Genomic DNA, 16,394 nt, shown 5'->3' with positions numbered 1-16,394 from the left:
TGGCAAAGGAGCCGCGATGGAAATCAGCGAAGTTATTAAATTTCTTGCCAAAACCACCCCATTTAATCATTTGTCGCAAGCTGAGCTGGCGCAGCTGTCAAAACATATCTCGGTGTATTATTACCAGGCGCAGGACAAGGTGCCGACCAACGGCCGCCGCCTGCTGATAGTACGCACCGGGGTTTTTGCACTCTACAGCGACCAACAACAATTGCTGGCCAAATTGCAGGAAGGTGACTTTTACGGATACCAGCTGCTGCTGACCGATTTAAATGATGACGATCTGCTGCAATGTGACGAGGACGGCCTGGTGTATTGGCTTGCCGGCGACATGTTTCATCATCTGCGCCACCAGTTTAAAAATGTCGATTTATTTTTCCAGCGTTTGTTTAGCCGCCGTTTGCATCAGTACAAAGAGCAACAACAAAACTCGCGTTTTACTTTAAAACTGCTTGATGTGGTGCATGCCCATAAAATTGCTATTTCGCCTGAGCAAACAGTACAACAAGCGGCGCAGCTGATGACTGAAAAACGGGTATCATCTTTGCTGGTTGAAGATGCAGAAAAACTGGTTGGCATTATTACCGATAGAGATTTACGCAGCCGTGTGTTGGCAGAAAATTTACCGGCCACCTCCCTTGTCAGCCAGATCATGACCCGTCAGCCGCACACTATCGACAAAAACGCTTATTTATTTGAGGCCGTACAGCTGATGAGCCGTTTTAACATTCACCATCTGCCGGTGACAGAACATGGCGTGAGTTTCAGCATGATCACCGCCACCGACATTATCCGCGCGCAGCAGGATCATCCGGTATATCTGATTGGCGAAATTCATCGCCAGCAAACAGTTGACGGCCTGGAACAATGTAGTCTGCACATTCACGAGCTGGTGCAAACGCTTGGCAAACAACAGGTGCCGGCAAACGAAGCTGGCCATATCATGACCACCATCACGGATGCCTTAACACAAAGGCTGATCAAACTGGCCATTCTTCAGCTTGGTGAACCCCCTTGTGTATTTTCCTGGTTGGCTTTTGGCTCGCAGGCCCGGATGGATCAAAGCCTGAACGCCGATCAGGACAATGCATTGTTACTGGAAAAAGAACCCAAAGGTGAGATTGAAGATTATTTTTCACAGCTGGCTGAATTTGTCTGTCAGGGCCTGGCGCGTTGTGGTATCAAGCTTTGTCCTGGCAATATTATGGCCAGCAATCCTGAATTGCGGCTTAGCCTCAAAGGCTGGTCGAGCCGTTTTGCCCGTTGGATCAACACCCCAACACCACAAGCACTGCTGAACGCCAGCATTTATTTTGATTTGAGAGTGATAGAAGGCAGCCGCGGTTTATTTAACGCGTTACAACAAGATATTCTGGCCAAAACGGCCAATAACGATTTGTTTTTATTGCATTTATCAAAAACAGCTCAGGAGCGCACTGCCCCGCTTGGCTTTTTTAAGAATTTTATTCTGGAGCAGGACGGTAAACATAAAAAAGGGCTGGATTTAAAAAAACGCGGTATTAGCCTGATCACTGATTTAGTCAGGGTGTACACACTGGCAGCTGGGATCAGCGAAGTGAATACCCGCCAGCGACTACAGGCTTTAGCGGCCGCTCATATGATGGATAGCCGCGATAGCCAGAATTTGCTGGACGCTTTTGATGTACTGGCGCAACTGCGCTGGGACAAACATTTGCAAGAGCTGCAGCAAGGCCATGATGTCACCAATTTGCTGGATCCGGCGGTGTTGTCTGCTTTACAACGTCATCAGCTGAAAGACTGTTTTGCCGTCATCCATGAAGCCCAGGCTGCGATGCGTTATCGTTTTAGCCGGGAGCTTTAAATGTTTGACTGGCTGAAACTGAAAAAAGAGCCGGTTCATGCCGTGGTGCAGCAGTTTGAACTTGTAGCCTGGCCTTCGCCTGACACGCCCGTGTCGCAGTGTCGTTTTCTGGTGCTTGATATTGAAACCACTGGCCTTGATGCCAAAAACGATCATATTGTCAGCATCGGCTGGTTGTTGATTGAACATCAGGAAATTAATCTGGCACAAGCCAGGCACGTCCTGATCAAAACACCGGTCAGCGTTGGGCAAAGTGCGGTCTTTCATGGTTTACATGATAAAGATTTATCAGAGGCACAAGAGTTGGCCGAGGCTATAACCGAGCTGCTACAACAATATGCCGGTGCTGTTTTTGTTGCCCATCATGCCAGTATTGAACAGAAGTTTTTAACCATGGCCTGTCAGCGTTTATACGGTCGTTCACCAAAATTTAAGTTTATCGACACTATGCAACTGGAATGGCAACGTTTATTAAATCAAGGCAAAGTGATCCACCAACGGGATTTACGTTTACCCTCCTGCTTAAACCGTCACCATTTACCTCAGAGCCAACATCACCACGCACTGGAAGACGCCTTTAGCTGCGCTCTGTTATTGCTCAGTCAGCTGAAAAAAAGCCGCGATCAGCAAATGACTTTAGGTGAACTACAGGCACTAAGCCGGGGTTAACTGAACTACTTACTGTTGGCATCAGCAACACCCGTTTTGCCCTGCCACCACCGACAATGGCTGCTGCATTTCCGCTGTACCGTACTTACGGTATATAAAAAAAGCCAGTCGGTGACTGGCTTTTTTATGACAAGCGTACGGCTAAAAATTATTTAGCACGGCCACGGTATTCGTCAGTACGGGTGTCGATTTCGATTTTGTCACCAGTTTCAACAAAAGCTGGCACCATCAGTTCAAAACCTGTGTCCAGTTTAGCTGGTTTCATGACTTTACCTGAAGTGTCGCCACGGGCAGCTGGTTCAGAATAAACCACTTCACGTACAACGAACGGAGGTAAATCTACAGAAATGGCGCGCTCACCGTAGAAAACCACTGAACATTGCATATCCGGCACTAAATATTTCAGTGCGTCAGTCATGTTTTCAGCTTCGATTTCGTATTGGTTGTATTCAGCGTCCATGAATACGTACATTGGGTCGGCATAATATGAATAAGTTACTTCTTTAGTGTCTAACATAACTTGTTCAAATTTGTCGTCAGCGCGGTAAACAGTTTCCAGACCACCACCAGACAGCAGGCCTTTCATTTTCATTTTTACAACGGCAGCGTTACGGCCAGATTTGTTGAATTCAGCTTTCTGAACAACCATTGGCTCGTTGTTGACCATGATCACCTGGCCAGCGCGTACTTCTTGAGCAGTCTTCATCATAATTGAAATATCTTCTTGTTAGGAAAAATTGCGGGGCATTTTACATTTATTTTCAGCAAAACGCACGAGGTTGCTGGCAAGATCTTCATGTGTCATTAAAAAAGAACGCCATTGTTGGTTATAAAGTGCAATTTTATCTTTGTTTTCAAGCAATAAAGGCCAAAGCTCCGCAAGAGGTAACTCATTATCCCAGCGCCTGTGTAACGCCAATAATAGTGCTTTTAACGGCTCTGGTGCTGCTGCCAGATACAGCGATAAAAATGCCTCCAGTTTCACCTGATGGGCCTGCTCTTGCTGGCGGTAAATTTGCCAGATAAAAGCTTTGGCAGCCCAGTGCGCCCGAATCACAGAATCTTCACCACGAACAAAATTAATGTCACAAGCCGCCAGCAAATAGTCGTATTGCGGCTGTGGCATAAAAGGCAAAATATCAATCCGAAGCGCTCCGCGCTGCGCAGAAGTATGGGTTGCAAGCTCTGGCCAAAGTGTTTTTAACTGATTGGCCAGCACTCCTTCAGGCACCAACAGTGCCGTGCTTGTTTGTGCTGTGCAAAGCTGCGCTAGCCATGACTCTATTGACGCCTGGCCATAAGCAAACAGCGACACTTTGGTATCAAAGTCAATCACATGCGATAGTCCCAGTTCAGTCCAGAACTGCTGTTGTGCTGCAGTGCTGCCGGCAAAAGCATCCAGCCGCTGCACCAGGTCCCGCTCCCGTAACAAAGCACCGGTTTGTTCGGTAAAACCCGGGAAGAAAAAATATTTATTTAATGACAAACCTTGTTGTGGTGATGCTAAACCATGACAACCATGCACCCAGTCTTCGGCCGATAAATACTCCAGATTCAGCCAAAGTGCCTCTGGTTGATGCTGTGCCAAAAGTTCCAGATAAGTACGGGGAATAGTGCAAGCCAAAGCTTCAATCACAAGCTTTGGGTACTCCTGCGGACTTAACTGTGGCAAGGGCTGACTCCAAAACCGTACCCATACCCCGGCGATACGCTGCGTTAAAACTGCAGGCTGAACTTCAGGGCAAATACGGGCAAAACTTTTCAGGTCATCCACCCACAAAGTCACATCCAATTGATGTTCGGCCACCAGCTGTCTGGCAAGGCGCCAACAAATACCAATATCACCAAAATTATCGATAACACTGCAAAAAATATCACAACGACGAAGCATGCTTGTCATTCAAAAACCTTTTATATCAAACGCCTGAGCAACACCGACACCAGCTTGGCACTGGCATAACAACTCAGCAGCAATAAAGCCAGTGTCATCAAAGCCAGACTGTGCAATTTCAGCCGGTAAAACATAAGCCGCAGTTTATCACGCAGGGGTTGCAAACGAGGCGCTGGCGCAGCACTGCCAAAAGCAGCCCCAACCCATAAATACAACAACAGCCATAAACCCAGCACTGCAGGCAGCAATAACCACACATTGGCGACATTCAGCCATAACAACAGCGGTAAACTTGCAAAAATAAGGCAACAACAGCCCCAAACAACGCCGTCGCGCGGGTTTTGCTGTTGTGCAAGTAAAAATAAAAGATGCAAATAACGCCGGTAATACCCAATCACCCCGGACTCCTGGCCTGACGCCATAACTCCAGCGGGAATAACGGCACTATACCCGACAAACCAAATAAGTCGCCGACTAACCAGATTTGTTCAAAAGGATGTTGGCTTGGCAATAACAAACGGGGTCTGTGTTGTTGTAAATCCTGACTGCGCCAGTGTGGGTTGGCATTGCGGATCACCAGCCACACCCTTTTACTGTCGTAACTTTTATGGCCTTTTTGTTCAATCAGCCGGTTCAGCGCTTCCAATAACCGGTCTTCAGCCGGTACTTGTTGTAACGCCAGTAATTCCTGGTGGGTTTGCAATGACAAAGGTCTGCCTAAAATCTGCATGGCTTCCACTTCACTGCCATATAAGTGGGCAATTTCCAAATCCAACCGCTCATCGGCCAGATAACAGGAAACGTCTGGTTTAGCCGGTTCGTTATGCCATATATGCCGCATAGGTCTTTGATATTGTTGTTCATACAACCGCATAAAGAGTCTGGCGGCATCATGCTCCAGCTTAAGCTTTTCCAACTGCTGCTCGCGCATCGGGCTGAAGATCCTCCGGCATCGGCAAATATTTAATAAGGGTTAACAGAAAACAGCAAAAGCCGCACCAAAGCGGCTTATTCATATGTTATTGCCCTGTTGTTTTTTTAGCTTTGAGCGCTTCATAACCGCCGGCATTCACCACTTTGCTGTATCCCAGCGCCTGCAGACTTTCCAGCGCCAAACCAGAGCGGCGGCCACTGCGGCAATACAGATAAATCACCGCATTTTTATCTGCGGTCACAGCCGCAATTTTATCGGCTATTTGTTCATGGGGAATATGTACCGCACCTTGCAGATGACCGGCGTTATATTCTTCGGCAGTACGCACGTCAATCCAGATAGCAGTTTCGGCCTGTTGTGCCTGTGCTGCAGCTACTTGTGTTGCTTCGGCGTTTGAGGCTGGGCTTGTGATGGCAAGTAACAAGGTCAGTGCCCATACTGGAGCCGCTATCAGAGTGCGGCTTAGGGTCAATTGTGTATTCATGTTGCTCTCCATTTAGTTCTTGGCCATTTAATTCTTAACCGTTTAATTTTCAACCACTTTAATGGCTGCAAGATAACCATCAGAATGGCATCTGCTGTTGCATAATTTCCTGCACTACAGGCCAAACCGAAAGCAACAACAATAACGCCATCGCCATATTAAAGATACGTTGTGCTGTAGGTTGGTTCAGCCAGCGCCTGAGTAAAGCGCCAAATAATAACCAGCTGCCGACACAAGGCAGGCTCATTAATAAAAATGCCAAAGTGATTTGCATCACATCCTGATAAAACTGGCCCTGCATAGTGGTAAAAGCGGCCACTGCGCCCGATGCCATCACCCAGGCTTTACCATTGACCCACTGAAAAGCGGCCGCCTGCAGGAAACTAAAAGGTTTGCTGTTGCTGCCTTCAAGCGAAGTGGGTCTGCTACTGGCAATTTTCCAGGCCAGCCAACACAGATACAACACCCCCAGCACTTTAATCGTCAGGTGTAACCAGGGCTGATTGCTTAGCACCACACCAAAACCCAGCCCTATCATCAGCACCATCAGCGGAAAGCCAACACAGATGCCGAATAAATGCGGCAAACTGGCTTTAACACCATAATTCACACCTGAACTCATCATCATAATGTTGTTTGGCCCAGGCGTGATGGTGCTGGAAAAAGCAAAAAACAATACGGCAAAAAATACGTCCACTGAGGCTCTCTTATAGTTCGGCTTTGTCAGTCCATGGTAATGCCCGCCAGCAGTGATTGGCAAGATTTGCCGGGGTATTGCAGGTTTTATTCAACAATCCACGCCTTGCCGCCATAACTGGCCCTTTTGCACTTTGCTGCAGCCTCGCCGCCAACAGCAGCTCCGTATAAAAAAGCATAAAAAAACCAGCACAATGCTGGTTTTTTACGGAATCACATCAGGTAACAGGATTTAATCTTCGAAGAAGGTATCCCGCAGTGCCACAGTGCGGTTAAACACCAGCTTGTTTTTGCTGAAATCTTTATTGTCGGCGCAATAATAACCTTCACGCTCAAACTGATAAGCCTGCTCAGGCTTGGCATCAACCAGACTTGGCTCGACAAAACCATGTTTGATAGTTAATGACTGCGGGTTAATCACCTGAATAAAGTCCTCTTCCGCTGCCGGATTTGGCACGGTAAAGAGCTTATCGTACACACGAAACTCTGCCGGCCTGGCCTGACTGGCTTCCACCCAGTGAATTACACCGCGCACTTTACGGCCATCGGCAGGATTGACACCTAAAGTGTCCGGGTCGTAACTACAAATCAGCTCAACAATATTACCGGCTTCATCTTTAATGACTTCGTCAGCCCGCACCACATAAGCACCACGTAAACGTACTTCACCACCAGTCACCATACGTTTGTATTTTTTATTGGCTTCTTCTCTAAAATCGGCGCGGTCGATATAAATCACTTTACCAAAAGGCACCTGACGGCTACCCATGGCTTCTTCTTTCGGGTGATTGTGTACGTCCAGCCACTCGACTTTATCAGCCGGATAGTTGCTTAAAGTGATTTTCAGCGGGTCAATCACCGCCATAGCACGTGGCGCATGGGCGTCTAAATCTTCACGGATACAAGCATCCAGCGCACTTGCTTCAATCATATTGTCTTGTTTGGTGATACCAATACGTTTGGCAAATTCACGCAAAGACGCTGGTGTATAACCACGGCGGCGTAAACCGGCAATGGTTGGCATCCGCGGGTCGTCCCAACCAGACACATGACCCCCTTCCACCAGGGTGTGCAACTTACGTTTACTCATCACCTGATATTCCAGGTTCAGACGGGAAAACTCAATTTGCTGCGGGTGGCAGGCAATAGTGATGTTATCCAAAATCCAGTCGTATAAACGGCGGTTGTCCTGGAATTCCAGCGTACAGAGCGAATGGGTAATGCCTTCGAGCGCATCCGAAATACAGTGCGTGAAGTCGTACATTGGGTAAATGCACCACTTGTCACCGGTTTGGTGGTGATGGGCAAACTTCACGCGGTAAATCACCGGGTCGCGCATACAGATAAAAGGTGATGTCATATCAATTTTGGCGCGCAGTGAACATTCACCTTCTTTAAAACCACCAGCACGCATTTTTTCAAACAGCGCCAGGTTTTCAGCAGGTGTGGTGTCGCGGTACGGGCTGTGTTTGCCAGGCTCAGTTAAGCTGCCACGGTACTGACGCATTTCTTCGGCATTTAAAAAACACACATAAGCCAGACCTTTGTTAATCAGTTCAACAGCATAACCGTACAAAGCGTCAAAATAATCAGAAGAATAACGCACTGCGCCATCCCACTGAAAACCCAGCCAGTTCACATCATTCTGAATGGAATTTACAAAATCGATGTTTTCTTTTTCCGGGTTGGTGTCGTCAAAACGCAGATTACACTGGCCCTGATAATCCTGGGCAATACCAAAATTTAAACAAATAGATTTGGCATGACCAATGTGCAGATAACCATTTGGCTCAGGCGGGAAACGGGTTTGCACTGTGTTGTGTTTGCCGGAAGCTAAATCGGCATCAATAATCTGCCGGATAAAATTGGTTGGGCGTGTTTCGATGTCCGCCATATAAATCAGATCCTTGTGTGTCGACAAAAATAAAGGAAGAAAAAAATCAGTTGGCCGCATTATAACAGCAACCTAAGCGCTGACCAGTAGCGAGTTTGGCTTTCGCTGTTTTTGTGATCGTTGTTTTTGTGATCTTTGTTTTTGTGATCTTTGTTTTCAGGCGACCACACAAAAGCTGTAATGGGCACAGCGGCGTCCCTTCACAATATCGGGCCTTTGCATCATCAAGACTTCTTACCGGCAACCAATAAAAAAGGGCTGCCTTGATGACAGCCCTCAGAACCTATTTTATAAGCTGAATTTAATACTTAGCTGCTTTATCTGCCGCAGGTAACGTCGCCTGAATAAAATCACGTAAATCCTGGTTCGACTGTTTTAAATCTTCGTAGCGTAAATACATCATATGGCCGCTGCGATAGCCTTTAAAACTCAGGCGGTTTTTCATTTTGCCGCTTGGATCCAGCTGCCACATGCTGTATTTGGCGTCAAAATAGTTGGTGGCACCGTCATAATAACCGGACTGGATCATCACATTCAGGTAGGGGTTTTGCGCCATCGCCTGCCTTAAATTTTCGCCGGTATTGTCGTCGCTGTTGTCCCAGGGCCGCACCGGACCAAACATATTGTATTTCACATCAGTTTTGTAATTCAGCTCAGTACGCAGGTAATGGTTAATAGCTGGCGTAAAAGAGTGCAGCCAGGACGTCAGCTCGGCGTTAAAATCGGGTTCTACCCCTGCGTCTTTGCGGTCAATGCCGATATAACGGGAATCTAACCGGCCCACGGTTTGGCCGCGGTCACGCAGCAGCTCTTTCCAGAAAAAATCGTTTGGAATATCCAGATTGTTCTGCAGCACGGCTTGCAGAGATAAACCGGCATATTGCGCCACCTGACGGGCTACCTGATCTTTTTCTTCCGGGCTGATAAAAGCGCCTTTGGCAAGGGCTGGCAAATATTGGTTAATGGTGAAGTCTTCGACTTTTGGCAATATATCCATTAAGTCTTGTTGCTGCAGCTCAGGGCTGAGTTTTTTGTGATACCAGGCGGTGGCGGCAAAATACGGTAAACGGTTCGCCACATCCACCGGGCCTTCCCTTTTAATACCAATTTCGGTTGGCGACACCAGCACCACACCGTTTAAATACATCCACTGCATATTTTGCAGCGCAAGAGCTAAACCAGACACCCTTGTGGTACCGTAGCTTTCACCAATCAGATACTTAGGCGACTGCCAACGTTCGTTACGGCTGACAAAAGTGTTGATCCACTCAGCCAGGTATTTGACGTCGGCGTTGACACCAAAAAACATTTTGGCCTGCTCGTCTTTACTCATCATTTTGCCGTCTTTGCCAGGCAAAACGCGCGAATAAGCGGTGTTCACCGGATTCACAAACACAATGTCAGCGGTATCCAGCACCGAATATGGGTTTTGTTTAGTGCCATAAGGTTGTAGCGGATAACCTTCACTATCAACATTCAGCGCTTTAGGGCCGGTGTAAGCAATTTGCATCCAGACCGAAGCAGAGCCAGGGCCACCGTTAAAAGAAATTAATAAAGGCCTTTTGCTTTTATCTTTAATATCAGTGCGTTGGTAATAAGTGTAAAACACAGCAGCAACAGGGTTACCTTCATCATCCCACACCGGCTGAGTGCCAGTGGTGGCGCTGTATGGAAACGACTGGTCATTCACTGTGGTTTTATGTTGGGTTACCACCACAGTGTCGGCTTCTATTTTGCGCTCAGTGGCCTGAGCCGGCGCAGCAAGCGCCAGCACACAGCAAGCGCCTAGTAAAAAGAGTTTTGTTTTCATCATATTCCGGGTATTTGTTGTGGTTTTAGTTATCCCAGCGCACCGGGTTCTTCAGCCTCATTTAACTGAAGTTTGTTCTGAAGCACAAAAAAGTTGAGACTAGCGCCAGCAAAACAGGTCGGTTGGCAAATTGTCCGCGGGTAAAAGCTCATCACAACAGCAACTCAGGCCGATGCCACACAAGCCGTTTTATCCTGAAACTTTTGTTCACGGTATAAATAAGAAGGCAACTGCACTTCAGCCAACGCTTTGGTTTTTTCGGCGTCAGATACCGCCTCTGTGCTCAAACTAAGTTGTTTGCTGGTTTTGTTGTAATGGCCTTTTACCGCTTGTTGGTTCGGTTTTAAAATCACCAGCTCATGCTGTTCGTTTTGCTGCAGAGCGTTCTGCCGGTCATCCTGCTGCATCAGGGCAAAATATTGATCAAACTGCAATAAAGCGCGGCCAGGGCTTGTGCTATCACGACTAAAATCACGCCCTGTCAGCGGATGGCAAGCGGAAATACCGGCCATCGACAATATCGTTGGCGCCAAATCAATTTGGCTGGCTAGCGTGTTAATTTGTTGCGGCTTTATATCGGCGCCTAAAATCAGTGCCGGAATTTGGAATTTTTCCACCGGCACCAGGTTACTGCCATACACCCTGTTGTCGTGATCGGCCACCACTAAAAACAAAGTGTCTTGCCAATAATCAGCTTGCATCGCCTGCCTGAAAAACTGCCCCATGGCCCAGTCTGCGTATTTCACCGCGTTATTCACCTGCGCTTTAGGCTCTTGATGCAAACTGATACGGCCGTCAGGAAACTCAAAAGGCTCATGGTTGCTGGAGGTGAAAATTAAACTAAAAAAAGCTTTGCCTTGCTGGTGTAACTGCTGCAATTGTGCGTGTGCTGTGCGAAATAAATCTTCATCACTGGCGCCCCAACTGCCAACAAATTGTGGTTTATCAATTCTTGTAAAATCAACAATATCGCTAAAACCATTGCCGGTAAAATAACTACGCATATTGTCAAAATGCGCTTCTCCACCATAAATAAACTGGGTGTGATAACCCTGTTTTTTTAAGATGGAGGCAATAGTGCTGAAGTTGTTTTGGCTGTTTGAAAGCTTCACTGTGCTTTGAGCCGGTGTTGGCGCAAAACCTGCCACCACAGCTTCAATGCCCCGTACCGAGCGGGTGCCGGTAGCGTACATATTGTTAAACCAAATGCCTTGTTGTTTCAGCTTTTCAAGTTCAGGTGTGACCCCTTCGCCGCCCAGCGACTGCACAAAAGTGGCGCCCATACTTTCCTGCAGCACTATCACTATATTCAGCGGTTTGGTCCGCACCGCTGTTGCCTGTTGCTGGTGCAAAGTCGGCAAATTTTTATCATGGAATTGCAGACCTTTCAGCCAGGGCCAATCCAGTGCCGACTGCAACATTTGCTCAACCGGCAATTTGCCGTAAATCTCGCTGGAGCTGGCTTCATGGCGCATGCTGTAAGCGGCATAAAGCACTGAATATGGCGAGCTAATCACCAGAGAATTCACCATGGCATCCGGGGTAATGGCAAAAATGGCCGGATTGGCGGGTCTGTGCTGGGTCGTTGACCGGATAGCGACAAACACCAACAGCAGCAGCAGCGGCCAGGATAACCACAAGGTTTTATTGCAATAACAATGGGACTTCGCAGCGCCCAATCGCAAATACCGATAAGCCCCCCAAAGCAATAACGCCGTGCCGCTGATACCTGCCAGGAGTGGCAGCCGGAAACCATACCAGAGGGTGGCAAACACTTCTTTGGGGTATTTCAGATATTCCAGATAAAGCCGGTTTGGCCTGACATCGTATTGCAGTAAAAACGCCGGGGTCGACAGCTCAATAAAAACCAGCAACATCAGCATCAGCATCAACCAGAAAAAACTGAACTTTTGCCAGACAAGGTGCAGTTGCCGGATGGCTAACACAGGTGCCAATAACAACGGTAGCAGCAACATCAGCCCCAGCAGAATCAGATCGGCTCTAAGCCCCTGCAACAATAGCCAGGCTGGCGCACCACTTTGTTCAACCCTGGGCCATTGCCAGATAAAAAGCAGCAGGCGGCTCAACGACAAAAATGTCAGCGCCAACAACAAAAACCGCAGATATAACAGATAAGGGCTACTTAAGCGCAACCAAAATGATGGCGCAGCAGTTGCACGCCCGGACAAAATTTCAGACAAAATACCAACCCCTGTATTATTTTTATTTTCAGAGTTTGCGTGTTAATCCTTAACAATTTCTTAAGGCGGTTTATCTCACCACTTCAATCTCAGAACTCATATTCAAGTGCAAAACGCAAAGTGTTATTTACAGTTGCAGCATCAATAGCAAAGATCACCGCAAATTCCCATTTTAATTGTTCTAAACCACTAAATTTATGCACCCCCATCATTGAAGGGCCTGCACCTTTATAATTTTCACCGGCATAAAATTCAATCGCCGGCTGCACCTGTGGCAACCAGCGATACCGATACTGCAACCGAAATTCAGTTTCGAGTTCAGACTCCAGTGTCTGACCCCATTCGTACACCAGCAAGCCGTTCAGCGTCAAACTGGTCGGTCCAAATTCTTTCTCCAGCAATAAACCAGTGCTAAATTCATAATTATCCAGATTATTTTGCCGTTCAAGTTCAAATAACAAACCCCAGTCGGCGCTGTATTCACCCTGCTCCGTTAACATCCAGCGCAGTTCCAGCTCATAACCACTGAGTTTGTAATCTTCCGGGCTGACCCTGTCGGCAATCAGGTAAAACTCCAGCGCCATGCGCTCTGCAATAGAAAAGCCATAACCAAGCTTTTGCGCCATGGCGTTATTGTCAGGATGTTCTGATTGTTTTTGATACGCAAAGCGGTATTCAAATTCCCGCTCCAGCGGCTGCACATAAGGGTGGTACACCTTGTCCACCACCCGGCCGTCCGCTAACGCCGGTACCGCAAAAAACAGCAGCAGTAGAAGTCCCGGTTTCATTTTTGTACCTCCAGCGTGCGGCTTTGCCACAATAACAGCAAGAAACCAGCAGCAAAACCGGCCAGCTGGACCAGTGTGGGTGTGGCTTCATAACCTACTAATGCATTAAAAAAATGGCCATATTCTGATTGTTCTGACAATAACCCCTGGCTATTCCAGAGTTGTGGACCGCTGGGTAACCAGTCGGTTTGCACCAATAACATCACCGCCATACTGATTTGCCGCGCCGCCAGCAAAGCCAGGCTGCACTGAAAAAAACCACGCCAGTGTCTGAGCAATTCACGTTGCAGCTGATACCAGAGCACAGCCACACTCAGTCCAATCCCAAGGCCAAGGGTCGCGCCCAATACCAAAGCAGGTGATGCAAACAAATTGCGTTCATACACAAATAAAAACAACACCAGATTACTGCCGTTGACCCAAAGCAGGCTGGCAATAGCAAGACCCGCCAGTCTGGCCGCTGCCACTGCATTGTTTTGCCGGGCAACACTCAGCACTAACAGCAAAAAAGTCAGCAAATAACAGCTGATGTACAACAGCTCAAGACCCACACCATCAGCAATAGCCGAAATCTCTCTGAACTGGCTGCTAATCAATAACAAACCAACAAAGGATGCCGGCAGCATGGTTTGTAATAACAACAACACCTGCCGTCGCTGCCACACCAAAAGTGTGCTCAGCAGCAACAATGCTGGCAATAATTCCTGTAAAAACATCACCACTGTATTAATCAGCACCCTTGACCTCCTGTGCTGACTGCTGTTGTTGCCACTTGGCTTTGGGCAGTACCACTATGACACCACGGGCGCTGTCCGGGTGATATTCACCTAAAAACGGATGTTCGCCAGCTGGCAACGGACCAATAAAAACCACCCCTTTGCTTTGGCCCAAAATGACTTTTTCCCGGTTCAGACTAAAACTTTCAAATTCTTCAGGGGTCGGATCCTGATTGTGGATCTCCAGTTTGATTTTTTCGCCAGCGGGCAGGTACAAAGTGGCAGGGCTGAATAAGTGGTCTTTTAACTGCAGCTTGACGACCAGCACATCGGCATAAGCAGGCAAAGCCAGCATGGCTGGCCATAACAAACAACGGTAAATAATGTTGGTTTTGTACCCCTGCTTCACTGCGGTAGTTCCACTGTTATTTTGAGTCCTGATGTAAAACCTGATGGCCCAAGTTGCAGGCTGCCGCCATGCAGAGCCACTATTTCTTTGACAATGGCAAGCCCAAGACCAGAACCTGGTTCACCAGACTGATGCCTGTCACCCCCCACCCGGTAAAAGCGGTCAAACACCCGCTGGTATTCTTTTGGATCTATGCCAGGACCAGAGTCTTCTACTGTCAGCCTGATTTGTTTGGTTTGTTGTGCCAATGCCAACTTTATCTGCCCGCCGGCTGGGGTGTATTTAATGGCATTACCCAGCAAGTTTAACAGCAGCAAACGCATGGCAAAAGTATCGGCACTGACACTCATCTGCTCTGCACCTGTCAATTCAACCTGCTGGTTTTTACGTAAAATTTCCGGATAAAGTTCAGCTATCACATCACGGCTTAAAGCGGCCAAATCAAAATTTTGCAGCTTGGCTTTAAAATGTTCCGGGTTGGTTCTGTTGAGCAACATAATTTGTTCAATCAGCTGACTCATTCTTTGCACACCGTCCTGCAAAGCCGGCATTAAACCGGCTGGATCAGCGACTCCGGCCTGCCGCCACTGTGCTATCGCATTGTGCAGATTCACCTGCAATACACTTAACGGCGTGCGCAGTTCATGTGCCACATCAGAAGCAAAACGTTTTTCCCTGGCAAAAGCATCAGCCAGTTTTGCCAATAGCTGATTAGTGGTGCCAAGCACCTGCGACAGCTCAACCGGTACTTCGCTGAGGCTAACCGGGGTTAAATCATCGGCTTTTTTGCCGGACAATTGTTCAGCAAACCTTAACAGCGGTGACAAACCTTTACTAACCGCCAGCCAAATTAATAAAGCCTGTAGTGGCAAACTCAGCACCACAGGATAAATAGACGCCAATACCACTTCGTCAGCCAACTGTTGCCGTTGTTTTAAAGGTTGCGCCACCAAAACCCGAAGCTCTGGCTGAACTGTTGTCTGGTTGACAGCTGCCGTTGTTGGTTTTGAGTCGGGGGAGTTTTTTGGGTTGTTTTGGCCGGCAGCACTGCTTTGCAGCTGAGCAGTACTGATTTGCACAAAGGTGCGCCAACGCTGACCAGAGAAATTTTGTTCGCTGTAACCAAGAGGTGCTTCAATACGCTGCTTTGGTGCATTAGAGGAGCTATATACCAGCTCTTTGTCACGCCAGATCTGCACCACACTACTGACGTTGTCGTCAGGCGTGATAGCCGCAAAAGGCTGTAACAAACTGGCGGCCAGCACTTTTAAATCGTCATCAAACAGCTGATCAGCCCGGCTGATACTTTCACGATAACTTTGCAGCGCCGCCATAAAACTGGTCAGCGTCAACATTGCAATCAGCACTGTGACCAGATAACGACGGATTGAACTCATGCCGGACTCACGCTGTAACCTACACCACGCACTGTTTTAATAAAATCTTTTGGCAGTTTTTTTCTAAGGTTGGAAATATGCACCTCCAGTGCATTACTCGCCACTTCTTCACCCCAGGCATACAAACTGGCTTCCAGTTGCTCGCGGGTTTTAATACGCCCCGCCGACTCCATCAAGACCTTTAACAACATATATTCGCGTCTGGACAAAGTAAGCGGCATCGCATCCACAGTCACCTGATGGGCTGTCGCATCAAGCTGCACGTTCTGCAGCCTGATCAGATGCGAACTGGCTGTGCCTAAACGCCTTTCTATTACCCTTAAACGGGCAAACAATTCGGACATGGCAAAAGGTTTCACCAGATAATCATCTGCACCTAAATCCAGACCGCGAATGCGGTCATCCACACCATCACGGGCCGTCAGCACCAACACCGGCAATTTGTTAAATTTTTGCCGGGTGATTTTCAGCACATCCAGCCCATCAATATCGGGTAAACCTAAATCCAGCACTACGGCGTCACAATCCTGGCTGCGGATTGAAGCCAGCGCCTGCTGACCCAGGCTTACATGATTGACCGTAAAACCCTGTTCACGCAGCGCCAGTTGCAGGCCCTGTGCTAAATCCATGTCGTCTTCAACCAGCAAAATCCGCATCAGTGA

Annotated in this window: 16 protein-coding genes; 2 read left to right on the top strand and 14 right to left on the bottom strand. The window is 47.8% G+C overall.

What is annotated here, in order from left to right; translation table 11 throughout:
• Window positions 1-16: 16 nt before the first annotated feature.
• Both RCH83_RS01300 and RCH83_RS01295 read left to right on the top strand, forming a co-directional pair.
• Window positions 17-1,843, top strand: coding sequence for a DUF294 nucleotidyltransferase-like domain-containing protein (locus tag RCH83_RS01300; protein ID WP_306518257.1), 1,827 nt, complete (start codon window positions 17-19; stop codon window positions 1,841-1,843).
• Window positions 1,844-2,512, top strand: coding sequence for an exonuclease domain-containing protein (locus RCH83_RS01295; RefSeq protein WP_306518255.1), 669 nt, complete (start codon window positions 1,844-1,846; stop codon window positions 2,510-2,512).
• A gap of 148 nt (window positions 2,513-2,660) precedes the next feature.
• Here the strand turns inward: RCH83_RS01295 and efp are convergent, their stop codons facing one another.
• From efp to RCH83_RS01225, 14 genes are all read right to left on the bottom strand, one after another.
• Window positions 2,661-3,218 carry an elongation factor P gene (gene efp, locus RCH83_RS01290; protein WP_306518277.1) on the bottom strand — a complete coding sequence of 186 codons (558 nt, stop codon included), beginning with the start codon at window positions 3,216-3,218 and terminating at the stop codon, window positions 2,661-2,663.
• 21 nt (window positions 3,219-3,239) lie between these two features.
• Window positions 3,240-4,412 (bottom strand): elongation factor P maturation arginine rhamnosyltransferase EarP, encoded by a 1,173-nt coding sequence (gene earP / locus RCH83_RS01285; RefSeq protein WP_306518253.1) that lies wholly within the window; start codon window positions 4,410-4,412, stop codon window positions 3,240-3,242.
• Between the two features lie 11 nt (window positions 4,413-4,423).
• Complete coding sequence (locus RCH83_RS01280; RefSeq protein WP_306518251.1) at window positions 4,424-4,825, bottom strand: hypothetical protein; 402 nt, start codon at window positions 4,823-4,825, stop codon at window positions 4,424-4,426.
• Entirely contained in the window at window positions 4,798-5,334 is a 537-nt protein-coding gene (locus tag RCH83_RS01275; RefSeq protein WP_306518249.1) for a hypothetical protein, read from the bottom strand. The genes RCH83_RS01280 and RCH83_RS01275 overlap by 28 nt, the downstream gene beginning before the upstream one ends.
• Before the next feature lie 88 nt (window positions 5,335-5,422).
• Entirely contained in the window at window positions 5,423-5,821 is a 399-nt protein-coding gene (locus RCH83_RS01270) for a rhodanese-like domain-containing protein (protein WP_306518247.1), read from the bottom strand.
• A gap of 79 nt (window positions 5,822-5,900) precedes the next feature.
• Window positions 5,901-6,518: a LysE family translocator gene (locus tag RCH83_RS01265; RefSeq protein WP_306518245.1), complete on the bottom strand. Its 618-nt coding sequence runs from the start codon at window positions 6,516-6,518 to the stop codon at window positions 5,901-5,903.
• A gap of 231 nt (window positions 6,519-6,749) precedes the next feature.
• Window positions 6,750-8,411, bottom strand: coding sequence for a glutamine--tRNA ligase (glnS, locus tag RCH83_RS01260; protein WP_306518243.1), 1,662 nt, complete (start codon window positions 8,409-8,411; stop codon window positions 6,750-6,752).
• A gap of 301 nt (window positions 8,412-8,712) precedes the next feature.
• Window positions 8,713-10,221, bottom strand: coding sequence for a S10 family peptidase (locus RCH83_RS01255; RefSeq protein WP_306518241.1), 1,509 nt, complete (start codon window positions 10,219-10,221; stop codon window positions 8,713-8,715).
• 164 nt (window positions 10,222-10,385) lie between these two features.
• On the bottom strand, window positions 10,386-12,422 hold the full coding sequence (locus tag RCH83_RS01250) for an LTA synthase family protein (RefSeq protein ID WP_306518239.1): 2,037 nt from the start codon (window positions 12,420-12,422) through the stop codon (window positions 10,386-10,388).
• A gap of 89 nt (window positions 12,423-12,511) precedes the next feature.
• Window positions 12,512-13,210: a hypothetical protein gene (locus tag RCH83_RS01245; protein WP_306518237.1), complete on the bottom strand. Its 699-nt coding sequence runs from the start codon at window positions 13,208-13,210 to the stop codon at window positions 12,512-12,514.
• Window positions 13,207-13,947, bottom strand: coding sequence for a hypothetical protein (locus RCH83_RS01240; RefSeq protein WP_306518236.1), 741 nt, complete (start codon window positions 13,945-13,947; stop codon window positions 13,207-13,209). Before RCH83_RS01240 ends, RCH83_RS01245 begins: the two co-directional genes overlap by 4 nt.
• Entirely contained in the window at window positions 13,937-14,335 is a 399-nt protein-coding gene (locus tag RCH83_RS01235) for a cupredoxin domain-containing protein (RefSeq protein WP_306518234.1), read from the bottom strand. The genes RCH83_RS01240 and RCH83_RS01235 overlap by 11 nt, the downstream gene beginning before the upstream one ends.
• Window positions 14,332-15,732 carry a HAMP domain-containing sensor histidine kinase gene (locus tag RCH83_RS01230; RefSeq protein ID WP_306518232.1) on the bottom strand — a complete coding sequence of 467 codons (1,401 nt, stop codon included), beginning with the start codon at window positions 15,730-15,732 and terminating at the stop codon, window positions 14,332-14,334. The genes RCH83_RS01235 and RCH83_RS01230 overlap by 4 nt, the downstream gene beginning before the upstream one ends.
• A complete protein-coding gene (locus RCH83_RS01225) occupies window positions 15,729-16,388 on the bottom strand; it encodes a response regulator (RefSeq protein ID WP_306518230.1) in 660 nt (219 codons plus the stop codon). Before RCH83_RS01225 ends, RCH83_RS01230 begins: the two co-directional genes overlap by 4 nt.
• Window positions 16,389-16,394 lie beyond the last annotated feature (6 nt).

The sequence above is a fragment of the Rheinheimera sp. genome, from assembly GCF_030824435.1.
Taxonomy (GTDB): domain Bacteria; phylum Pseudomonadota; class Gammaproteobacteria; order Enterobacterales; family Alteromonadaceae; genus Pararheinheimera.
The sequence above is the reverse complement of the archived record's forward strand: the minus strand, read 5'-3'. Positions and strand labels throughout refer to the sequence as shown.

Excerpts from the sequence above, each read along its gene's own strand:
- RCH83_RS01300 (WP_306518257.1), top strand. The coding sequence starts at position 17 with ATGGAAATCAGCGAAGTTATTAAATTTCTTGCCAAAACCACCCCATTT.
- RCH83_RS01295 (WP_306518255.1), top strand. The coding sequence starts at position 1,844 with ATGTTTGACTGGCTGAAACTGAAAAAAGAGCCGGTTCATGCCGTGGTG.
- efp (WP_306518277.1), bottom strand. The coding sequence starts at position 3,218 with ATGAAGACTGCTCAAGAAGTACGCGCTGGCCAGGTGATCATGGTCAAC.
- earP (WP_306518253.1), bottom strand. The coding sequence starts at position 4,412 with ATGACAAGCATGCTTCGTCGTTGTGATATTTTTTGCAGTGTTATCGAT.
- RCH83_RS01280 (WP_306518251.1), bottom strand. The coding sequence starts at position 4,825 with ATGGCGTCAGGCCAGGAGTCCGGGGTGATTGGGTATTACCGGCGTTAT.
- RCH83_RS01275 (WP_306518249.1), bottom strand. The coding sequence starts at position 5,334 with ATGCGCGAGCAGCAGTTGGAAAAGCTTAAGCTGGAGCATGATGCCGCC.
- RCH83_RS01270 (WP_306518247.1), bottom strand. The coding sequence starts at position 5,821 with ATGAATACACAATTGACCCTAAGCCGCACTCTGATAGCGGCTCCAGTA.
- glnS (WP_306518243.1), bottom strand. The coding sequence starts at position 8,411 with ATGGCGGACATCGAAACACGCCCAACCAATTTTATCCGGCAGATTATT.
- RCH83_RS01255 (WP_306518241.1), bottom strand. The coding sequence starts at position 10,221 with ATGAAAACAAAACTCTTTTTACTAGGCGCTTGCTGTGTGCTGGCGCTT.
- RCH83_RS01245 (WP_306518237.1), bottom strand. The coding sequence starts at position 13,210 with ATGAAACCGGGACTTCTACTGCTGCTGTTTTTTGCGGTACCGGCGTTA.
- RCH83_RS01230 (WP_306518232.1), bottom strand. The coding sequence starts at position 15,732 with ATGAGTTCAATCCGTCGTTATCTGGTCACAGTGCTGATTGCAATGTTG.
- RCH83_RS01225 (WP_306518230.1), bottom strand. The coding sequence starts at position 16,388 with ATGCGGATTTTGCTGGTTGAAGACGACATGGATTTAGCACAGGGCCTG.